The 203-nt window shown below is 26.1% G+C and carries 1 protein-coding gene; it reads left to right on the top strand.

What is annotated here, in order from left to right; genetic code table 11:
• Nucleotides 1–190: hypothetical protein (locus AYC60_RS09060; RefSeq protein ID WP_197416968.1), on the top strand; the 190-nt coding region annotated here is incomplete at its 5' end.
• Nucleotides 191–203 lie beyond the last annotated feature (13 nt).

Genomic DNA, 203 nt, shown 5'->3' with positions numbered 1-203 from the left:
AGGTGTTAAAAACTTAGTTGAAGTAGAAGGTACAAGACAGAATTTAAGTGCTGATATAGTTGCTAAAAATCTTAAAGAAAGTATATTGATCTCAGCTGATGTAAAAAAACCTATAAATATTTTGTATAATGACAATGAATTTGGTATTAAGCCTAAATTAAGAGATGTTCTATATAACTACAAAGATTGAAATGTTAAATCAG

This window comes from Streptobacillus felis, from assembly GCF_001559775.1.
Taxonomy (GTDB): domain Bacteria; phylum Fusobacteriota; class Fusobacteriia; order Fusobacteriales; family Leptotrichiaceae; genus Streptobacillus; species Streptobacillus felis.
The sequence above is the reverse complement of the archived record's forward strand: the minus strand, read 5'-3'. Positions and strand labels throughout refer to the sequence as shown.